Origin of the sequence: Ningiella ruwaisensis (assembly GCF_004798935.1) — a bacterium.
In the GTDB taxonomy this organism is placed as follows: domain Bacteria; phylum Pseudomonadota; class Gammaproteobacteria; order Enterobacterales; family Alteromonadaceae; genus Glaciecola; species Glaciecola ruwaisensis.
Window position 1 is genome coordinate 70,049 of record NZ_RAHT01000010.1, and the last position, 18,488, is coordinate 88,536.

Consider the following 18,488-nt stretch of genomic DNA (forward strand, 5'->3'; position numbering starts at 1 on the left):
TGCGCGTCCTCAACTACCGCTAGGCGGCAATACCGCTGTGTCGCAGGAGAGCTTCGATGTTAGGTTCCCGGCCTCTAAAAGCAACAAATAAAGCCATTGGCTCTTCGGTTCCTCCTTTTTCCAGAATGTTTTCCAAAAACTGCTTACCGGTTGAAGGATTAAAGATCCCTTCTTCTTCAAATTTTGAATACGCGTCTGCCGATAACACTTCCGCCCATTTATAACTGTAGTAACCCGCTGCATAACCACCTGCAAAAATATGCCCAAAGCTATTTTGGAAGCGATTAAAGCTTGGCGGTTTTATCACCGATACTTTTTCCCGCACCTCGTCAAGAGTTTGCTGCACTTTCACATTTTCGACATCTTTACCATCTTGAAGATGTAGCTTAAAGTCAAACAAACTAAACTCCAGCTGACGAAGCATTTGCATGGCTGACTGGAAGTTTTTCGCCGCCAATAGCTTATTTAGCATTTCCTTTGGAAGAGGCTCTGAACTCTCATAATGACCTGAAATAAAGCTCAGTGCTTCTTCTTCCCAGCACCAATTTTCCAGAAATTGGCTGGGTAGCTCCACTGCATCCCAAGCCACTCCATTTATGCCAGAAACACCGCCTACAGAAACCTGAGTAAGCATGTGATGTATGCCGTGTCCAAACTCATGAAAGAGCGTGACCACTTCATCGTGAGTAAACAAAGCGGGTTTATCTCCCACCGGCGCGTTGAAGTTACAAGTTAAATAAGCGACCGGGCTTTGAAGCTTGCCTTCAAGATTAACCCGTCTTACTCGACATTCATCCATCCATGCCCCTCCACGCTTTTTCTCACGAGCGTAAAGGTCAAGATAAAAATTCCCTCTAAGATTATCGTTTTTATCACGTATTTCGAAAAATCGGACATCTTTATGCCAGGTATCGACACCTTTTACTTCCAGAATTTTTAAAGAATACAGGCGTGAAACCACTTCAAACAAGCCCTCAATCACTCTGTTTTCAGGAAAGTAAGGACGAAGCTCTTCGTCCGAAATACTATACTTTTGTTGCTTTAGCTTCTCTGAATAGTAGGCGTAATCCCAAGCTTCCAGAGTATCGACACCATATTCTTCTTGTGCAAAGGTTTTTAACTCAGCCAAATCTTGTTCAGCCTGCGGTTTTGCTCTTGTCGCCAAGTCTTCTAAAAAGCCAACAACCTGGTCTGTAGACTCAGCCATTTTCGTTGCAAGCGAATACTGCGCGTAATTATCAAAGCCTAGTAATTGGGCCAACTCATGGCGTAGCACTAAGGTTTGTTTGATCGTATCGGTATTATCAAATTTCCCGTCTTCTGTATCGAGCTCAGAGGCGCGCGTGCTGTATGCGCGGTACATCTCTTCTCGCAGAGTGCGATTATCTGCATACATCATCACCGGTAAGTAGCTTGGGATATCCAGTGTAAATAAATACCCCTCTTTCTCTTTTTGCCTGGCCAGTTGAGCGGCGGCTGCTTTTGCTGAGTCGGGTAAACCTGTTAGCGCGGATTCCTCAGTGATGTGCTTGGTGAAATGCAAAGTTGCATCCATCACATTGTTTGAAAAAGCGGATGATAAGTCTGACAACTGACTGCGAATTTCGGCAAAACGTTTTTTCTTTTCAGGCGCGAGCGACACACCTGAAAGGGTGAAATCTCTAACTGCGTTATCCACAACCTTTTTCTGAGCCCTATTCAAAGTGCTGTACTCCTCACTTTTTTGCAAGGCTTGGTAAAGCGCACACAGTTTTTCGTGTTGCCCCAAATAGGTGGAATATTCAGATAATAGTGGCAAACAGGCATCATGAGCTTCTCTTAACGCATCAGAACTGACCACCGAATTCATATGGCTAACTGGAGAAAACAACTGACTTAGTTCATCATCTACTTGCTCCAGCTCACTAACCAGCGCGTGATAACTTACCTCTCCACGTTCAACGACCTCTTCAACGCGGGCTTTACACTTGTCTATTGCCTGCTTAACTTGCTCAACAATGTTACCCGGCTCGATGCTTGAAAAGTCTGGAAGATTATCAAAGTCTATTTTGGCATCGCTTGAAGAAATTTTTGTGATCATGGATATAACCTTTTTGTTTTTCACTACCTATTGCAATACGACCTAGTCACATGAGCTGATTAGTTTTAATGTAATTTAAATCATTTGTATGAACACAGGCAGTCAATTGTAAAATTCACGAAGTAGAGTGAACATTGGGGAGAAGATGAAAAAGACAAGGTGTTTATATTAAGAATTAAGCGCAATTAGCTTTATTTTGGCTGAGCTATTATCAGCAGAGCCGAGTACATTAGATAAGTAAAGTGAAAGAAAACTTGAAAATTAGGGTCTTATCAGCATAGTAATAGACAGACTTTCAATAACTTGAACAAATGGATAACCATGACAGCATCAAACAATCATTTTGACTATATCTGTATCGGCGGCGGCAGCGGCGGTATTGCATCAGCAAATCGAGCCGCGCGCTACGGCAAAAAGGTGGCAATAGTTGAAGCAAAAGCGATTGGCGGAACCTGCGTAAACGTTGGATGTGTGCCCAAAAAAGCCATGTGGTTTGGCGCACAGGTCGCTGAAGCTATTCATAAATATGCACCCGATTATGGATTTGATGTAAAGGTAAACAATTTTAGCTGGAAGAAACTGATTGAAAGTCGCGATGCTTATATTAGCCGCATCCATCAGTCTTACGATAGAGTGCTCGGTAATAACAAAGTGACCCTGATTAAAGGTTTCGCAACGTTTAAAGATAACCATACGCTCGATATTGACGGAACAGAATATACGGCTGACCACATCACCATCGCTGTTGGCGGCAGACCCATTAAACCACCCGTTAAAGGGGCTGAATATGGAATTGACTCTGACGGATTTTTTGAGCTGGACGAGCAACCTAAACGCGCGGTGGTTGTTGGCGCAGGTTACATTGCAGTGGAGCTTGCAGGTGTTTTACATTCTTTAGGCACTGAAACACATTTACTGGTTCGTCGTGAAAAACCACTTCGCCATTTTGATGACATGATTTCTGACACACTTGTCGAGCTGATGGAAGAAGACGGGCCTACACTGCACAAACACACTGAAGTAGAGTGCATGGAAAAGCAAGATGATGGCTCACTTTTGGTTCGAGTCAATGGTGGACGCAGTATCGAAGCTGACATACTGATTTGGGCAATAGGGCGTGAACCGTCTACCGACAAACTTAAACTCGAAAATACCGATGTTGACGTTGACCAGCGTGGATATATAAAAGTTGACGATTATCAAAACACAAGCGCGGAAAATATCTATGCAGTAGGTGACAATATTGGGCATGTTGAGTTAACTCCTGTTGCGGTTAAAGCGGGTCGGATCCTCTCTGAAAGACTTTTCAACGGCAAAGATGACTGGAAAATGGATTACACCAATGTACCTACTGTGGTTTTTAGTCATCCTGCCATTGGTACGATGGGATTAAGTGAAAAAGAAGCGAAAGAAGCTTACGGCGAAGAAGGTATAAAGGTGTACACATCAAGCTTTGCTGCAATGTATACCGCCGTCACCGAGCACCGCCAAGCCACTCGCATGAAATTAGTGTGCGCAGGACCAGAAGAAAAGGTTGTAGGCATTCACGGTATCGGTTTTGGGATGGATGAAATTCTGCAAGGCTTCGGCGTTGCGATGAAAATGGGCGCAACAAAAGCTGATTTTGACAACTGCGTGGCGATTCACCCAACCTCTGCGGAAGAGTTTGTCACCATGTAGTAATCACAGAGCAGAACGCAATTTTTTAGGAATACCGAAGCGCAAATTGCACTTCGGTATAAGGAAGATGTCAATGTTGAGCGTAAAATGCCCTAGTTGTAGCAATGAAATAAAGTTTTCGGAGCGCTTGCCCCTGATATATAAATTTTATGGAGCGTGTAAGTCTTGCAATACCGAGTATATTCCTAATAAACCATCGATGTTGATAAGCTCTGCCGTATTAGGAGGATTTTTAGGAATACTAATAAAATCAACATTTGATGTGGACATTTTAAGTTCTGCTGTCATGGCTTTTATTCTTACAATGGGTATTCAACAACTTATTAACCCGTTTTACAGCGTAGATATCATTGACTTTATGTAGATACTAGAAAGAGAGCAAAGATACATGCAACGCAGTTGAAGGGAAACCCGTATTACGTTTCAAGCTTGCCTTTCTAATATTTTTTAATATAAACTCAAATTTATGGAGCGTTACCACACAAGGAACTATACGCAGTGATCCGATTTATCCCTCTTTTATTTTTACTTTTCCTAAGTGCATGTAAATCTACACCCAATTATTTAAACACCGATACACTGGTCGCTCAGTACAACAGGATAGGCTATGTTAATTTCACAACGACCAGTGAATTAACTTACTTTCAACCGTACTTAGAAAATTTTTATTCTGAACGCGTGCAGAATGAATTGAGAAGCTTAGGTTTTGATGTAGTTGATGCAAGCGCATTATTTAATGTCTTAAGTGAGCTCGAAAATAAGACGGACAACCTTTATAACTCAAATACTGGACAGCTTAACGAAGAGCTTCACAATCAGCTTTTTATAGAAGCTTTAGAAACGCTTAAATCCCAGTTGAATATAGATGCGTTTTTGTTTGTAGGTGTAGACATTGTCCCAGCCCATTTTAGCAACAACGTCTTTTCAGGTTACAATGCATCATGGTGGGGTCAAAGTGAGGACTACTTAGCTGAAGGAGTTGATGCGAGTGAAGTATTAGGCTCACTTTTTGTCAATAAGACAGGACATCTGCCTGGCGCTCGCTTATATCTGAGATTTCGTGATGCACAAAACAATATTATATCCTTTGGCGGCGGAGGCATTGAGCTTTTAGCAAGGTTTGACGATGATGGAGAACTCGAAACTAAAAAGCCTGAATTACTTTTTGATAACGAAAGTCAACTTATAGAAGCCTTAAACTTCGCTTTTGAAAATTTAGCATCACATAGACAGAAGAACAGATGAGTTTTAAAAAGTTTCTTTTCCTTATTCTTCTTATAATGAGCACTGCAGGTTGTAAGACAACTAACTTTACTAGTTATGATCCCTCACCTATATCTGGTTCCAACTTATTTGTTGACTTTCAGAGCGAACAAAACTCAATAAATTTCATTTGGTTGCCTCCTGCATACTCACCAGATTTTTTGCCTTATACAAGCATGTTCACAAGTGACGTAAAATCGTTTGCAGATAAATATGGATACAACTATGAACACGAAGTTAATCAAAGCAAGTTTAATGAAAATGCAAATTCTTTTGGGGGGCTATTTGATTCAAAGAGTGGACAGATGAACACTTTAGTTCTTACTAACAGTATCAAAAAAACTGCCTCCGACATATTTGCATCTGACGACTCTATCCACGTAATCGCATTTATCATGCCAGTTAAAGAAATCGTCCAATCAAACACCGGATTAACAATATGGTCTAATACTGAGCAAAAGAGTCAAGTGATTCCAAATTCTTCAAGGCAAACAAAAGAAGCAATTAGTTTGAAAGTTAATTATCTTTTCCGTGATGATTTTCCAGAGTCAATAATTATTGGCTTAGATGCAGAAGATGAACGATTTTTATCAAAAGATAAATACGATGACATTGTCTCCTATATCTTCACCCCATTTCTTATTAATCATCAAAGCAGCTTGTAGGAGCATAAAAACTTTCTAGAGATACTCAACTTTCGAGAACTAAATTAACTTGAGCGCGGACTTACAGGCCACTTGAATTTAATCTGTCTTATTCGGATTGTCTTCTTCGATTGGTTCGCGCTTTAAAGCGCTAATCACTCAAGCCTGCTTTCTCGCGTATTTTTTTGGCCCACTGTGGGCGAGTAACTTCATATTCCCAAGGGCCGGATGGAACCACTATTGATGGATTTGCCTTTTTGAGTGCATCAAATAATTTTTGTCTATCAACAGAGTAGTTTTGATACATGATTTGCTTAGTTTCGCCACTTTTTAGTTGCAGTAAATGCTTGTCAGAATTATTAGTGGCACTTCTGATTTGACGAAGCGCTACAATGTCGTTTACCGAAACCGTAAATCCAAAATCTCCCCAAACGGGGTCGCTGTAATGAAATTCACTTGGACTTACCCATATTTGGACTTCCTGGTTTCGAATATAAAAGTACAGAGCAAGACCAAGTAAGAGCGCTTCAATTATGATGAGAACTGCCGGAAGCGTGGTTCGAGTAAAGCTATGTTCTTGTTCGGTCCAGATATAGTTTATTGCCACCCAATACATTGCTGCTAATACAACAGCGTTCATTACAAGTATTAGTGCAAATCGGCGCATACTTCGCGTAAATTTATAGAAGGTCACCATAGTGGCGTAACTCCGTATTTAATAAAAGTGATCTTAAAACTGATAGGTCACCCCAATAAATCCGTCGATGGTATAATCGTCTTCCACGATCGGGCTATTCTTAATATCGCTGGCTAATGATAAAAAGCGAGTACTTACTATTACTTGCCAATCTTGATTGAACTGATAATACCCACCTAATGTAATGCCGCCTTGCCATACTGCGCCAACTGCGTACTCTTCAAATATTGAGCGTGCTGCCTCTTCGCGTGAAATACCAAAATAATAGTCAGCATAATTACTACTAAGATACTCAACTTGAACGCCGGCATTTATCATCCATCTACGCTGTGGATCCTGAAATATTGGTCGCTCAAAGTTCAACGCCCCCCTTTGTCCATTGTGCTCCCCAGTAATGTCTGTTTGATAAACTGCATTAAATTGACCATAGGCGGTAGGATAGACGTAGCGCAAACCAGCTAAAAACGATAAATTCCTATCTTCAATACCATTAAGCTCATTAGATTCGCTTGCCTCAAGCTCATTTGGCGCTAGCTCAATACTTAATCGCAGGCTGGGCTCACCGCGTTCAGTGCCAGTAAATTTGTATTGAAACGATGGGCCACGCCAGATGATACGCTCTCCCTCGTAAGCCACAATTGGCACAATCAGCGATTCGCTGCTTACTCCGCGATACGGAGTTAAGCTTCCTATTCCCGCGATACCAGCTGACCAGGCACTTTTTGCGTTTTCAGAGTCTTGCGCGCTTGCCTGTTTAAATGAACAAATACTTAGAATAGCGAATGCAACTACTGCAATAGTAAACACACTATATTTGATTGAGGTTATGATGCCTGTTTGAAGAAACATAGTTAAAGCCTGTGATGCAAAATCATTTAAGCTCTCTACGCCCTATTTACATAACGGGCTTTTAAATTAAAAAGGTTTAATCGTTCAACCCTATGTAGATAAATCGAGCGACTCGCTTTGCTTATTTCATCTTTTCCTTCAAGCTGGCAAACATATGAGACAGCTTCATTTTTGTGCCAGCGGCACTTATGACTTTGTTTAAATGTGACAGCCCGTGTTGCTCTAACTGCTGCTCTAAATGGTAAAACTCAGGTTTGGCTGATTTTTTGTAACTAAAATTCGGATCTTTTGAATACACATCGTCTTGCTCAAGTATGTAATATTCAGCCGCACGACAGATGCTGTAACAAAACAGTGTGTCCTGAATTTCTTCGTCTGTCAGGTAGGTGCGATCCCAGTCATTAGTGAGAGGCTGGTAGCTCATACCGATGCCGGTATGCAGCTCTTTTGGTAGCTTTAAGTGCTGTGCAAATAAGCCGCCCATTACCGCAGCATTGCTTTTAAATAAAGACTGCATACCACGAACGCGCATGTACATTGGCATTCGGTCAATATAAAAGTTTGCAGCTTTTGCATCCATGGATAAAAGCGTGATGTCTCCTAAATAGCTCAATAAACAACGTGTTGACAGCTCCGAGGGCGTTTCAAGATTTGCCTCACGTGCAATAAGCAATGCCATTGCACTTGCCAGGAAGCTGGTTTTCCAAATCTTCTCATACGCCGCTTTTTGCTTTTCGCTTTCAAATTCGAAGCTTTGTGAAATAGCAAATTGCGTAGCGAGGTTTTTGACTTGTGCAATGCCCAAATATACAACGGCATGATTAATATCTGTGATGGCTTTACGCAGGCCAAAAAATGGTGAGTTGGCCATATTTAGCACCATTGCCACCAATTCAGGGTCACTTTTAACGATATTAATAAGTTCCTGCGCATCAGTAATGCTTCGACTCAAAGACATCAAAAGAGGATGGGGCTTACGCAAGCGTTTAAACTCATTGCTTGCCTTGTGCTCTTTTACAAAGGCTTCATAGTCAATTAACTGAATTTCTGCCAGTTCTGGTGGGGGCGATAGCGAAGTGGCTTCACTGGACTCTTCCACTACATCGTTTTTACTGCTTTCAATGGCTATTTTTGGCGATTTGGGAGTGGAGTATATTGAGCCTTGACGCTTTTTTCGCACTTTCAAAAGCGTGTTTGAATAATCCTTTTCCTGACCGGCATTGCGCAAACGCCACAGCAATAAAATCACCAATAGTAAGATGACAACAGGAATTAATATACTAGTAGTGTCCATTCTTAAGCCGATACCTAATCAAAAAGCAAAGTCGTGCGTGTTATATCACAGGAAATTAATGCATTGGGTATATAGCCTGATACGCTGTACCCAAAACCTGCAATGACGCGCTTCGCGAGTGGGTTAATTTTTAAGGTTATCGGCGGCGAGTAGAAATACTAAAACGTATTTAAGGCACCATCTGAGGAACCTGAAAGATCGGCAATGCGCATTCTATGGCACTGCTCCATATGATGGATCACCAGATCATCTTCCGGGTCAATCATGAGCGCTCCATGGAAGCACTTCATTGCGTTTTTCCAGTCTTTATTTTTGCGATATTCTACGCCTTGCTGAATCATTGAGCCCGTTTTGTAACGAGATAGCTGAATGTCTTTGGGCAGATGATTAAGAATTTCATACACTTCGATAGGTTGCTTACGCCCTTTTACTCGAACAAAATCAACAAAACGATAAGCAATTTCGGTTTTTGAATCTATGGACAATTGGTCAAGCACCTGGCTGCTTACAATAATATCAGCGTTGTATCGCGGTGCCAGTGATTCAAGGCGATAGGAGATATTTACGCTATCGCCAATCACCGTTGTATCCATGCGATCATCACAGCCTACAGTGCCAATGATCACCGGTCCAAAGTGCACACCCACACCTATTTCGATTGGCGGGTAGTCAACACTGGTGCGCTGCTTGTTATACATGGCAAGCGCCGCATGCAAATCAACCGCAGCACGAATAGCATCAAGTGCTTTATTAGAGTTGTTGCCACCCGGATGGTCAAAGAGCGCCATAATTGCATCGCCAATGAACTTGTCAATAAAACCGTTGTTTTGATGAATAGCATCGTTCATTCGCAAAAAGTAGGAATTTAAAAACTTCATGAGCTCATGAGGCTGCATTTGTTCCGAAAGACCGGTAAAGCCTCTGATATCGCAGAACAAAATAGCCACTTCATCTGCAGCTGCTTTACCCAATTCGATTGAGCTGGCGTCTTTGCCTTTTATATGATCAACAAACTGCTTGGGTACAAATTTCTGAAAGGTCTTGATTAATCGTTGAGCTTCATCTGCTTTATCGACAAAACGCCGGTCGGGTGTATCTTTTTCATCGTCGGAGGTGGTTTCTTCTTCATCGGCGGCTTTATGCAGCTGTGGCAAATTGCCTAGCATGTTGCGCGTTAACAGTTTCAGTCTCTGACGTAAGCGCACAATGGTATACGCCATTACAATAACGGCAATCGAGAGTACTAAAAGAAGCGGTAAAGCAAGTTGTCCAACTGACATACAACTAAGTTAATCCAATTAAGCGTTGTTAATATGCAAGGGCCGGCAAATATGCCAGCCCATGATCGTGTCCATTCGCTATAGATTAATTTAAAGTGGCACAAGCTACAACAAAACGATTGATATATTTACAGTTTTATTTGCTATTTAGTTAAACGAGCACACAGCCAGTTGATTTAACGCTTAGAACCGCGTACGAACACCTAACATAACCGAACGACCCGGAAGCGGTGCCAAGTCTCGTAAAAACGATGTATGAACGCGTGCTTCTTCATCTGTTAAATTTCGACCTTTGGCAAAAAACTCAACTTCTTGACCCTTTATGTCGGCAAAATATGAAACGTTTGCGTCTATCATAGTATAGCCATCTGTTTCGTTTTCGAACTCTGCCACATCTGTCTGGCTAAATACACGCATAATTTGCGCATCAATGAACCAGTTTTCATGTGAATACTCTGCACCAAAAGTGAGTCTTGCAGGTGGTGTGCGAGGTAAATTCTGCTCACCACTTGGCGTATCCACATCATTTTTTATAATGTCGCCTTGCGTGAAGAGCTTCCAGGCATCATTTACCCGATAATTTATTTGAATTTCAGCTCCATACAGTGTGGCGTCTGAATTTACAAAGGTAAACACCGGCAGTTCATCTGAATGTTCGTCTGAATGCTCCTCATCCATATGTTCTTCATGACCTTCTTCCATATCATGATCGTGCTCTTCGTCAGCGTGTTCTTCTTCCTCATGGGCGTGCGAAAACTCAGCAAACAAACCAGTCTCTGCCGCATAGTAATAATCAGACACTTTGTTATAAAACACATTTAGAACAAATCCCAGGTCGCCATTGAATTTGCGTAAAGATAAATCGAAGTTATTGGATGTTTCCAGCTCAAAATCCGCATCGCCCAACTCAAAATGCCCTTCGTGCAATTCATATAAAGCACCTATCTCGTAGGTTTGAGTACCAATGTGAGGGCCAAAACTAAAAAGCTCTGCACTTGAGGGGGCTCGTTGTGCATGGATGTATGAAAGTCCTAAATTATAGCCTTCTGCAAAATCCCATACCGCACCCGCTGATAAGCTATAGGGACTAAAATCAACGCTTACCGAATCTAGCTCGCTCTCGTGTTGATCGTGCTCGTCGTGATCGTGCATATCTTCATCGTGCATCTCGTCTTCATGCTCGTCATGAGAGTCGCCATGTGCATGCACATCCAGCTCGGGTGGAAGGAGTCTGGGCACATCAATTTCAACGCGCTCGATTCTCGCACCAAGCTGCACGAGTACATCGCCAAAGTGTTTTTCCTCAATAAGTCCAAGACCAAAAGTTCGAGTATCTGAAGCAGGTGTAAACGCTTCTTCTCCCACTGCCGAAAAATCACTTAGCTTGGTATGCAAGCTAATGCCACCGCGCCAGCCTGCAACAGGCTGATGCAAGACTTCGACACGGGTTTCAAACGAATCATTGGTAAAACGTGTTCCCGGCACGCCATTTTCAATTTCAACATGGGTGTAGTCGGTATACGATACGCCAAAGTTGACTGCGCTTATCACATCCGTACTCAGTTGAAATTGTCCTGCCAGCTGGTATCGGTTTTGCTGTAAGTCAGCCATTACTGACTCTTCGTCACTTTCCGTGTGCTCGTCGTGATCATCCTCGTGTTCGTCGTGACCGCCATGAGAGTGTCCGGGGATGCCGTACAGTGAGGACAAATGTTGAGCAGAAATACCGACATAGCCTGAGTCAAAAAGATAAGATCCACCTACTGTAAATCCCTTACTGCGGTACTGTGAATTTTCAACGATCCCCTCTACTCCTTCCTCATGCTCGTGTTCTTCGTGCTCGTCCTCATGCTCATCTTCATGTGCATCTTCACTTTCTGCCATTCCGGGAATGCGGTAACTGTCTGCGTCGCGATAAAATCCTTGCACATTGAAGGCAAAATTATTTGCGCCGCCTTTATAAGAGCCGGATGCGCCTTCTTCCGCATTCACTGTGTTGCGCGTAATTGCGATTTCGCCTTGTGCATCATTATTATCAGGAATACGCTGGTCAACGACGTTCACCACGCCGCCAATTGCACCGCTTCCATAAAATAAAGTTGCTGGCCCGCGCAGCACTTCAATTTGTTGTGCCGATGAAGTTTCAGTTGCTACCATGTGATCGGGTCCAACGCGCGACGCATCCGACGCATCCATTCCATTTTGTGTGATGAGCACGCGAGGTCCATCCAAGCCACGAATGATGGGTGTACTGGCAACACCGCCATGAAAAGAACTATGCACGCCCACCTCATTTCGAAGGGTGTCACCAAGAGTGGCTGCATTTTTATGATGTAAATGATCTCCCGCCAGCACGTTTACCGGCGCGGCTGATTCAATATTTGACGCGTGAAAAGCACTAGCGGTAACATCGAACACTTCAATGCTGGAATTTATCACTGAGATATCTAAATCACTCACACCATTTTCATCGACATCAACTTTTGTGCTTGAATGAATATAGTCAGGCGAAGCAACGTGAAGTTCGACCATGCCAAGTTTGACATTTTCAAAGCGAAAGCTTCCATCGTCTGCTATTCGAACACGTTTATTGGAGCCCATAATTTGGACTTCACCTTCAGTTACAGGGTTTCCAAGGCTATCAATAACTTTACCTTGAATGGTATTTGCTAATGAAACAGGGGAAAGAGCAAACAGGATAGATGAAGCAAGCAGTGTTTTTTTCATAAGTGCGTCTGTGTTGTTATAGTATTACATCTCAAGATAGACGTTATACTATAACAACTAGTCTGCAGATCAAGAGAATTGAGCACTTTTTTATTTTTATTTAAGACCGACTGCAAGCAGGTTAAATGAAAAGGGGCGCATAGAGGGCGGGCCATCGCTTACAAAAATCCGAGCTTGCTTATCGGTGCTTTCCAGATCCTTTTGCCATAAGGTAATTTTAGTGGAAGACATGAATCCAAGTGGAAGCGGCATTTCATGGCCATCAAACGACAAGTTTAACGAAATAAAGTAGCGGGCACCATTGCGCTTGCGACTAAAGGCAAGCAGTCCTTTATTTGCATCGAGGTCGTATAATACAGGCAAATGCAACAAGTGTGGCGCATTTTTTCCATCAGGTAGCAACAAAGGCTCAAGTGACGCGTTTATCTCATCAAGGGCTTTTTGTTGCGCATCAAATTGCCTATCAGCTTCGGCAGACGAATGTCCGTCAAGTGAATGTGTACTTAAAACGTCAATTTCATATAAAGCATCAAAAGACAAAAAAAGGCTATACCAAAAATAAAGCAAAAGCTCACGACGCCTTTCCTTTAACTCTTTTGCGGCTGCATTTTCAGGCTCTACTGAACTATTATTAAACAATGGACTTGCCGCGCGAAGTTGTTCTTTTACCTGTACTTGTTCGTGATTAATATCGTAATTTTGTGTTGTATCTGTTTGGTGGAATATGCTCATGAAAACATCTGCTAGCCGCTGCAGCGCTTCTGGTGAGGCATCATCAACAATTGCCGTTTTTGCAGATTGATAAAGGCTCATGTACTGTGCTTTGCTTAAGGTCACCGCTTGCTGAGCTTCTATTTCAGATTGATCAGAGCAAGCTGTAATCACAAAAAGCAACGATAAAAAAACAAGGGTTACTTGCAGCTTAAGGCCAGGCACCAAAAGCCTCCCTAAGCTTGAGCCCTATTGCGGTGGAATAGCCGAAGTTGCGTCCTTGTATTTTCCCGTCTTTATCAATCATGTAATAGCTCGGATAGCCTTGGATCTGAAACTGTGATTTTAATTCAGGATTGCCCAGGTAAACCGGTGCTTTTACTCCATGCTCATTAACAAACGCTTCAACGGCTTCGATGCTTGAATAGTCCAAAGCAATCACCACCACATTGACCTTTTCAGGGCTAAGATATGCTAAATTCCCAATGCTTAAGCTACAGATTTGACACCAGGGCGCAAAAAAATAAACCAGGTTAGCCTGCTCGGTGCTCAACATTGGATGCACTTCGCCCTCAAGACTAACTAGATTTTGTTGCGCAATTATGACGCTTCCGTCAGAACTTAGCATATCGCGCGTTTGCCAAGCGATTACCGCAGTAATGATGACCAAAACAATCGCTGCGTCTCGTAGCCAAACAACATATCTGTGTTTGTTTTTTTGGTGTGCTTTCGTTTGGCCAGAATTGGCTTCTTGCAATGCTCGGTTTGTCACAGCTCTTTTTCAGCAAATTCCGCGAGACGACTTCGTACCACACCATCTAAGCTAATTGTTGCGCTGCCCGAAAAGTTTTTAAATTTCTCAACGATGTAGGTTAAACCAGAGCTAAGCGCGTTCAGATAGTTGCTGTCAATTTGAGATAAATTACCAGCACAAATTAATTTGGTACCTTCTCCGCATCGCGTGATGATGGTTTTAAGCTGCGAAGCGGTCAGGTTTTGGGACTCATCTAAAATAACGATGGCGTTTTGCAAGCTGCGCCCACGCATAAAGTTCACCGATTTAAACTGAATATTTGCCTTTTCCATAATATAGCTGAGCGAACCGGTGATATTTTCATCATTTTTGTGTAGCGCTTCAAGTGAATCAGTAATGGCGGCAAGCCAGGGTGCCATTTTTTCTTCCTCGGTTCCCGGTAAAAAGCCTATCGATTCCGCAATCTCTGGTGTTGAACGCGTAACAATAATTTTATCGTACATGTTTTTTTCAACTACCATTTCAAGCGCGGCGGCCAGAGCCAATAAGGTTTTAAGGTATTCTAATTTAAAAATAGACAGACCGACCGACTGAGCATTAAACTTGTATAAATAAGCACATGCGAACCAGCAATAAAAATTAAATGGTCTAACGCCGGAATTTAAATGAATCAGAACAAAGCGCTCCTAAATATTGATGACCCAATCTTCGCACATTTTGCGCCAGAAGGAAGCCTTTTCCGAGACTGTCTTCTCGCCTCAAGATGGGACGACAAAAACGATGGCTCGAACTCACTAGCTCACTACAACAGTCGTCTAGCAATTTCGAAGCTTATTCAGTCTGTCGAATTGGACAACTGTAGAAGCTTGATGAACCTGCTTTCGAGTCCAGCCAAAAGCTTATCTAAAGGCGACGTCATTCAAGGATTTAAGTCTGCTGACCTTATACTTAAAGAGATTTTTCCTATTCAAAGGGCAAAAGACTATGGCAGTGCATTCAGACGTTTTGTAAAACAATTCAGCGGTCCCCTGTGTAATGGTTCAAAGGTATCCGAAATAACTTACGAATCAGTTTTATGGACTAATTCGGATTTTCAAGAGAATTTACACGTTGGACTTCTTGAAATAACCACGAAAGGCTCCAGAACAAAGACTAACTTTGTGGATCCTGATTTTTTTCCAAATCTGTTTAAGTTGGACTCAGTACTTCACTGCCTAATGAAGAATGTAGAAGCTTCTTCAAAAGAAAATCCATTGGAATATAGTGTTTTAGCAACATTGAAGGCTCAGATACGGACTATAAACGATCACCTTTGCAATTCGCCCATAGCAAAGCTTTTAAATACGTCATTACACCTTCTTAAAGCTAACACAATCAATCCAGCTCTGATGGATTATGAACGCCAACTATATGCATTAAATCCGAAGAAAAAGAACAACCAAACAAGCGTAATCTTCAGACAATACCTCTTCAACTACGCCTTGACGTTGCCGGAACACCTAGAAGAAAAAAACAAGTTTAAGACCAATTTTCTCAGCTCTGGAAAGCTTAAATTTAAACCCAAGTACACTATAAGTACAGCAAATGGAAACTACACAGTAGACAGCTTCCAACTACCTTCCATACTGCCAACTGAGAGCTTGGCAGATACCTGTTTCACGTGTTTACAAAAGTCAACGAAACATCAGCCAGCCCAAGCCTCAGATATCGAAAAGCTGATTGAAGTATTAAAAATAGTTGAACAGAATGACTGCACGCATGCGCGACTCCTATTTGCTAGAAAGCCTCAGGATTTAATCCGTTACCACGTTGGCAATGGCTTAAAGGAGTTAGAGCAAGCTCTCGGTGACTACTTTCCCGGACAAGAAAAAGAACGGCTTGCGATAGTAAGACAGTTTATCGACCTTTGCCCTACCCCGATCAGGAATGGAAAACTCATAAGCGAGATGAGCTTCGACTCACAGATCGTGATCGAAGATAAGCCGCAGACACTCGCAATCAAAACGTACTCTAAAACCAACGGAAAAAAGAAAACACTTTTTTACCAACTTAACCTCACAAAAATTGCAGATCTGCTTTCTCCCGACGGCCTACTAACCGTATGTCTCAATGAGTTAAAGAATAGCTCTATTTTACATCAACAACCTTCATCAACCTTATCATCGCTTGAAGTGACTTTAGGCTACGTCGCAAATGCTGAGGAAAACGAAGCCATTAAGCATGTCTTTAAAAGCCCGCTAAAAAAACTCAGTCAACGAGACTTCAGGCTGGGTTTTTCAGAACTTGAGGACATTATTGACGCACAAAAAATCAATACAAAAGCAGCTAAAAGCCAAGCCTTGAGAACGTTTTTAAATAAGCATGCTGGTAAAATTAACGATAAAGTCGAAATAAAAAACTGCGGTTTTTCTACAAGGATTAGCGCTGGTGATGAAAGAAAAGCCCAGAAACTAATAGAGCCTGTAGACGAAAATGGCAAAGTACTTCCCAGCCCGGTATTGGAGAAGCATTTGTCATTAGAAGAACTCAAAAAGCGATATCATGAATATCTGACCCAACCCATTGATGCAATTCTAGATGCGTGCAAGAAAGAAATTGCAAACTACAAAAAGCTGCTTGATGACTTAGCTCCCTACACATGCACTGACCAAAATGGACACTATACCTATTCGATGCCAGCAGAAGTCAGAGACATTGTTGCGGAAAATCAGCTGGGACAAGAGAGACGAAAAGGATATTCGTTAAGCCGTACAATGTTATCTCGGATGAGGGAGAAACACACTAAAGAAGTTATGTTAGGTGCATATCTTCAGCACCAGCTCTCTTTAGGTATAACCTCGCGAACATACTGTTTAAACAAACTAGAGCTAGTTCCTGACCATGTAAAACACTGGTTTCCAAACACAGGAACAGGTATGAAAGACTTGTTCTGGAGCAGTGTTTTTCTGCCCAAATACATCTTACTCGTCTGCTTTATTCGGTTGGCGATAAAAACAACATGGAACAAGGATGTAATTGCGATACTGGACCGTTCAAACTTACCAGATTCATTGCCTCAAGGCGCTTTTACCATTGGTGGATTTAAAGAAAAGGTCAGTAAGCATACAAAGCCTGTGACCATTGAGCCGCATGAGAAGGAGCTTCGTGAGGTGATCAGCTTTCTTATTCAACATTATGAAAACATGATCAGCTACGGCGTTAAGCCTGACAGTTTGTGGGACACGCCTAATTCGACCAAACTCAGTTTTCTATCAGGGAGAACTATCGATAGTTTCAGAGAACATCATATCCTCCCTTATTTTCGAATGGAGCTACTGGCAAAACATCAAATCAACTTAAGGAAGGGAATCGACGGTGATGTAATCAAGTCCCAAATGGAGAGAAATCATGGCAGTCTCAGAGTAACAGCAAGATATTTGTCGCATCCAATAGCCCTGCTCGAATATGAAGCTAACAACGCTGATTTTCAACGACGATTGGAGACATCGGTTCAGTTTAGAGACAAAAAAGAGAAACTAAAAAAGTATGGTTTTGATCCGAAGAACATTGATGAAAATCTGTTAATCGCTCCTTCTGAGAATAAGGATGATTTGCCAAAGTGGTTTCTATTGCCAGATGGTTCGTCATGCACTGACATCTTTGCTACCGTAGATAAATCTAAAAAGGACAGCATCTGTAGAGGAAGGCTTTGCCATGCAGGTGATGGCTGCCAATTCAACAAAGTCGAAATTGGCGTTGAGGAATTTGTCTACACGCTTAGACGTCAAGCCTATTACCTTAGCCGTGGAATGGCCTTGTTAGACAAAAATGGCCAAGAATACTTCGATGAATATATCGCCCCTGATATGCGCTTTACGTTTGGCCTCGCCAAATACGTAGAGTTTGCAAACCCTTCTTTGTTTAAAAAAGCTAAAGGGAGATTAGCCGATGCTTAATAATGTTCAATATCAATTTTTAGATGCTGATCAGCCAGAGAAAATTATTAGTGAGCACGAAGACCTATTAGTTGAAAACGCCAAGCGACTCGCAGTGACTGACGAAAAGTTAGTACTTGAAGGGACTGTATTAAGATTTTGGGCGGTGATTGAAGGAGCGAAAGCCAATGAGTCGGTCAAACAAGAAGGAGCGGTAGACCTTAAAAATATATGGATACCCGGTGCTGCGGGATGGCAGCACCCAGTGCCTATCTTATTGTTCCCTGACTATGCGAAGGTACTTATCGAAATCGTCGATATCTACACAAACAATGCCAAACATACGCCTACATTTGTTAAAACGGGGCTGATGTCTCAACTAACTGTTGCAGCACAATTCATTGAATATATGTGCCTGCATGGCCACTTGAGGCTTAGAAGTATCCCTGAAACACAAATCAATGAAATGTTAAATTCATTAAAACAAGGCGGGATCCCTGAAGCGCTCCAACTTCATAAACGCGTCAACACATTCATTGATAGGCTCATCGATAATGATGAATTGGAACCATTTTTGATAGGCTCTGGTGAGGCT

The 18,488-nt window shown here is 42.2% G+C and carries 13 protein-coding genes and 2 pseudogenes; 5 read left to right on the forward strand and 10 right to left on the reverse strand.

Annotated features, from left to right (window positions below; translation table 11 throughout):
- Positions 1-19: 19 nt before the first annotated feature.
- Positions 20-2,080 carry an oligopeptidase A gene (prlC, locus tag D6V41_RS16945; RefSeq protein WP_136252735.1) on the reverse strand — a complete coding sequence of 687 codons (2,061 nt, stop codon included), beginning with the start codon at positions 2,078-2,080 and terminating at the stop codon, positions 20-22.
- A gap of 321 nt (positions 2,081-2,401) precedes the next feature.
- Between prlC and gorA the strand changes: the two genes are divergently transcribed.
- A complete protein-coding gene (gorA, locus tag D6V41_RS16950) occupies positions 2,402-3,760 on the forward strand; it encodes a glutathione-disulfide reductase (RefSeq protein WP_136252736.1) in 1,359 nt (452 codons plus the stop codon).
- 147 nt (positions 3,761-3,907) lie between these two features.
- On the opposite strand, the gene D6V41_RS18490 is transcribed toward gorA, so the two are convergent.
- Positions 3,908-4,030 (reverse strand): hypothetical protein, encoded by a 123-nt coding sequence (locus tag D6V41_RS18490; RefSeq protein ID WP_277750984.1) that lies wholly within the window; start codon positions 4,028-4,030, stop codon positions 3,908-3,910.
- 228 nt (positions 4,031-4,258) lie between these two features.
- Between D6V41_RS18490 and D6V41_RS16955 the strand changes: the two genes are divergently transcribed.
- Positions 4,259-5,005 (forward strand): hypothetical protein, encoded by a 747-nt coding sequence (locus D6V41_RS16955; RefSeq protein WP_136252737.1) that lies wholly within the window; start codon positions 4,259-4,261, stop codon positions 5,003-5,005.
- Positions 5,002-5,688, forward strand: coding sequence for a hypothetical protein (locus D6V41_RS16960; protein WP_136252738.1), 687 nt, complete (start codon positions 5,002-5,004; stop codon positions 5,686-5,688). Before D6V41_RS16955 ends, D6V41_RS16960 begins: the two co-directional genes overlap by 4 nt.
- A 130-nt stretch (positions 5,689-5,818) precedes the next feature.
- Here the strand turns inward: D6V41_RS16960 and D6V41_RS16965 are convergent, their stop codons facing one another.
- The 8 genes and pseudogenes from D6V41_RS16965 to D6V41_RS17000 form a co-directional block, all read right to left on the reverse strand.
- Positions 5,819-6,334, reverse strand: coding sequence for a hypothetical protein (locus D6V41_RS16965; protein WP_136252739.1), 516 nt, complete (start codon positions 6,332-6,334; stop codon positions 5,819-5,821).
- A gap of 63 nt (positions 6,335-6,397) precedes the next feature.
- On the reverse strand, positions 6,398-7,213 hold the full coding sequence (locus tag D6V41_RS16970) for a MipA/OmpV family protein (protein ID WP_136252740.1): 816 nt from the start codon (positions 7,211-7,213) through the stop codon (positions 6,398-6,400).
- 121 nt (positions 7,214-7,334) lie between these two features.
- A complete protein-coding gene (locus D6V41_RS16975) occupies positions 7,335-8,507 on the reverse strand; it encodes an HDOD domain-containing protein (RefSeq protein ID WP_136252741.1) in 1,173 nt (390 codons plus the stop codon).
- A gap of 158 nt (positions 8,508-8,665) precedes the next feature.
- Positions 8,666-9,787 (reverse strand): adenylate/guanylate cyclase domain-containing protein, encoded by a 1,122-nt coding sequence (locus tag D6V41_RS16980; RefSeq protein WP_179952568.1) that lies wholly within the window; start codon positions 9,785-9,787, stop codon positions 8,666-8,668.
- A 183-nt stretch (positions 9,788-9,970) separates the two neighbouring features.
- Entirely contained in the window at positions 9,971-12,514 is a 2,544-nt protein-coding gene (locus D6V41_RS16985; protein ID WP_136252742.1) for a TonB-dependent receptor, read from the reverse strand.
- Between the two features lie 96 nt (positions 12,515-12,610).
- Positions 12,611-13,450, reverse strand: coding sequence for a hypothetical protein (locus tag D6V41_RS16990; protein WP_136252743.1), 840 nt, complete (start codon positions 13,448-13,450; stop codon positions 12,611-12,613).
- Positions 13,437-13,997, reverse strand: coding sequence for a TlpA family protein disulfide reductase (locus D6V41_RS16995; RefSeq protein ID WP_136252744.1), 561 nt, complete (start codon positions 13,995-13,997; stop codon positions 13,437-13,439). The genes D6V41_RS16990 and D6V41_RS16995 overlap by 14 nt, the downstream gene beginning before the upstream one ends.
- A pseudogene (locus tag D6V41_RS17000) lies at positions 13,994-14,533 on the reverse strand (PhoH family protein); the annotation flags it as partial. The gene D6V41_RS16995 and the pseudogene D6V41_RS17000, both read right to left, overlap by 4 nt.
- 312 nt (positions 14,534-14,845) lie before the next feature.
- Here D6V41_RS17000 and D6V41_RS17005 point away from each other — a divergent pair.
- Together D6V41_RS17005 and D6V41_RS17010 are read left to right on the forward strand one after the other, a co-directional pair.
- On the forward strand, positions 14,846-17,914 hold the full coding sequence (locus tag D6V41_RS17005; protein ID WP_136252746.1) for a hypothetical protein: 3,069 nt from the start codon (positions 14,846-14,848) through the stop codon (positions 17,912-17,914).
- Positions 17,907-18,488: pseudogene (locus D6V41_RS17010) on the forward strand (hypothetical protein); the annotation flags it as partial. The gene D6V41_RS17005 and the pseudogene D6V41_RS17010, both read left to right, overlap by 8 nt.